The following is a 3,056-nucleotide window of genomic DNA, read 5'->3' on the forward strand; positions in this document are numbered from 1 at the left end:
CGGCGCTGATCGCCGGCTCGCTCGCGTCGCCGCCGATCACGGCGCGGGCCGGGCAGGGCAGCTGCCGCGGCAGGCGGTTGCCGTCGATCAGCGCGAGCTGCGGCACCGTGGCCAGCGCGGCCAGCGCGCGGCGCATGCCGAGCATGGTGGCCTGGAAGATGTTGATCCGGTCGATCTCGTCCGCCTCCACGACGACGACGCTGTAGGCCAGCGCGCGTTCACGGATGCGCGGCTCGAGCACGTTGCGGCGTTCCTCGGTCAGGGCCTTGGAATCGTCGAGCCCGCGTATCACACGCTGCGGATCGAGAATGACCGCGGCGACCACGACCGGTCCGGCCAGCGGCCCGCGGCCGGCTTCGTCGACGCCGGCGACGAGGGTGCCGGGCGGAAGATCGGTGACGGTGCGGCGAAAGCGCATGCGGAGCGGCGATTCTCGGCGTCGGGACTGCGTGGCCGCGGCGGCGGCCGTCCGGCGGAGGCGCATCCTCTCATTCCGGGCGGCGCGAGGAAAGCACGGCGGCAGCCGTCCGGGCGCGGGACTAACCCGAATGGGTTAGGGGAAAAACCGTCGCAGCGATGCCAGACTTGGGCGCAATGAGCGCGCCCGCCATTCTCGTCGCCGACGACCATCCGTTGTTCCGCACCGCGATGCTGCACGCGCTGCGAGAGGCGCTGCCGCGCGCGGACGTGTTCGAGGCGTCGAGTGCTGCGACCCTGAACCAGGCGCTCGCGGCGCGGCCGCAGATCGAGCTGGTGCTGCTGGATCTGGCCATGCCCGGCGCGCGCGGCTTCTCCGCGCTGCTGCACGTGCGCGGCGAGCGGCCGGAAATACCGGTGGTGGTCATTTCCTCCAACGACCATCCGCGCGTGATCCGCCGCGCGCAGCAGTTCGGCGCGGCCGGATTCATTCCGAAGTCCTCGCCGGCCGAGGCGATCGGCGAGGCGATCGCCGCGGTGCTGGACGGCGGCACCTGGTTTCCGGCGCTGACCGCGGAGCGCTCGGAGGAGGACGCGCAGCTCGCGGCCCGCCTCGCGCAGCTGACGCCGCAGCAGTTCCGCGTGCTGCTGTGCCTGGCCGACGGGCTGCTCAACAAGCAGATCGCGCATGAACTCGGCCTGGCCGAGAACACGGTCAAGGTGCATGTCACGGCCATCCTGCGCAAACTGGAATGCCACAGCCGCACGCAGGCGGCGGTGCTGGTCCGGGCGCTGGAACCGGAAGGCAGCGCCTAGGCGCGTCAGCCGGCGCGACGCAGCAGCAGCTGCGTCATCAGCGCGCGCAGCGCCGGCGGGCGCACCGGCTTGTGCAGCAGGCCCCAGCCTTCCTGCTGCGTTCGCGCGCGCAGCGTGCCGTCGCGCTCGGCCGTGACCAGTATCACCGGCGGCCGGCTGCGCCAGCGCGCGCAGAGCTGCGGATACAGCGCCGGGCCGTCGAGCGGACCGGCCAGATGAATGTCGAGCAGTACCAGGTCGGGCGCGCGGCGTTCGGACGCGGCGGCCAGCGCGGCGTCGGCGCCGGCAGCCAGGCCGACCGTGCATTCCCAGCGCTGCAACAGTACGCGCGTGGCTTCGCAGACGCGCGGGTCGTCGTCGATGCACCAGACCTCGCAGCCGCGCAGCGAGGATCCGGCATCGACGTCGACGGCGGCCGGAGCCGGCAGGTCGGCCGCGTCCGCGTCGCCGTGCGGCACGGCCACCGAGAACACGCTGCCGCGGCCGAGGTGCGAGCGCAGGCCGATGGCGTGGCCGAGCAGACGGCCGGTGCGCTCGACGATGGCCAGGCCCAGGCCGGCGCCGCGGTCATTGGCGACGCCGTCGTCGAGGCGGCGGAACTCCTCGAAGATCTCCCGCTGCAGGCGTTCGGGTATGCCCGGTCCCTGGTCGTGCACCTCGATGCGCACGGCGTCGCCGTCGCGGCGGCAGCCGAGCAGGATGCGTCCGCGCGGCGTATAGCGGATCGCGTTGGAGAGAAAGTTCTGCAGGATGCGCCGCAGCAGCGCTTCGTCGCTGCGCACGACCGCCTGAGTAGGCACGCGCCGCAGCAGCAGTCCGCGGCTCGCCGCGACGATGCCGAATTCGCGGCCGAGCGCGTCGAGCAGCGGCTCCAGGCGGAAGTCGCGGATCCGCGTCTGCAAGGTGCCGGCCTCCAGCCGCGCGATGTCGAGCAGGCTGTTGAGGATGGCGTCCTGCGCGGCCAGCGCGTTGTCGGCATGCTCGGCGATGTCGCGCGCGTCCTTGTCGCGGAGCCTGCCGCGCAGCGCGGAAAGGAACATGCGTGCGGCGTTCAGCGGTTGGAGCAGGTCGTGCACGGCCGCCGCGACGAAGCGGGTCTTGTAGCGGTTGGCGCGCTCCGCCTCGGCCTTGGCGTCGGCCAGCGCGCGCGTGCGCTCGTTGACGCGGCGCTCCAGCGCGTCGGCGAGCGAACGCAGCTCGCGCGCGGCGTTCTTGTAGCTGGTGATGTCGGCGTAGCTCGTGACGAAGCCGCCGTCGGGCAGCGGATTGCCGCGGATCTCCAGCACGGTGCCGTCTTCCTTCTCGCTCTCGCGCAGGTGCGGCTTGCCGCTGCGCAGATGGTCGAGGCGGCGCTGGATCGCGTCCTCGACCGACCCCGGTCCGAGCAGGCCGCGGCGCGCGTTGTAGCGGAACAGGTCTTCGATCGGACGTCCCACCTGCAGCAGTTCCGGCGGAAAGCGGAACAGTTCCACATAGCGCGAATTCCAGGCCGCCACGCGCAGCGCGGCGTCGATGATGACGACGCCCTGCGGCAGATGTTCGAGGCTGCGACTGAGCCCGCTGTCGGCCTGCTGCGCGGCCTGCACGATGCCGTCCTGCGCCGTGCGCAATTCCTGGGCGTGCTGGCGCAGCACGGTTTCGAGCTCCTCGCGGCTGCGCTGGCGGTGTGCGGCCAGGCGCCGTCGCTGCTGCACGAACAGGACCAGGAACGTCAGCGCCAGCCAGGCGCCGCCGGCGGCGACCGCGGCGCTGCGGCTGGCGGCTGCGACCGCGCCGGCATCGTGCAGCAGGTGCAGGCGCCAGCGGTCTTCGCCGAGGTCGAC

3 protein-coding genes are annotated in these 3,056 nt (G+C 72.5%); 1 reads left to right on the plus strand and 2 read right to left on the minus strand.

The genetic code is table 11. The features are described 5' to 3' along the window. On the minus strand, positions 1-418 hold a 418-nt coding region (locus NON22_RS22500), incomplete at its 3' end, for a ribonuclease HII (RefSeq protein ID WP_257389229.1). A 176-nt stretch (positions 419-594) separates the two neighbouring features. Here NON22_RS22500 and NON22_RS22505 point away from each other — a divergent pair. Further along, a complete protein-coding gene (locus tag NON22_RS22505) occupies positions 595-1,233 on the plus strand; it encodes a LuxR C-terminal-related transcriptional regulator (protein WP_257389230.1) in 639 nt (212 codons plus the stop codon). 5 nt (positions 1,234-1,238) lie between these two features. On the opposite strand, the gene NON22_RS22510 is transcribed toward NON22_RS22505, so the two are convergent. Then, positions 1,239-3,056 (minus strand): hybrid sensor histidine kinase/response regulator (locus NON22_RS22510; protein ID WP_257389231.1); only part of this gene is annotated, 1,818 nt, incomplete at its 5' end.

Origin of the sequence: Tahibacter caeni (assembly GCF_024609805.1) — a bacterium.
GTDB classification, from domain to species: domain Bacteria; phylum Pseudomonadota; class Gammaproteobacteria; order Xanthomonadales; family Rhodanobacteraceae; genus Tahibacter; species Tahibacter caeni.

Bases quoted from the DNA above. Each gene is read 5' to 3' on its own strand.
- NON22_RS22505 (WP_257389230.1), top strand. From the start codon at position 595: ATGAGCGCGCCCGCCATTCTCGTCGCCGACGACCATCCGTTGTTCCGC.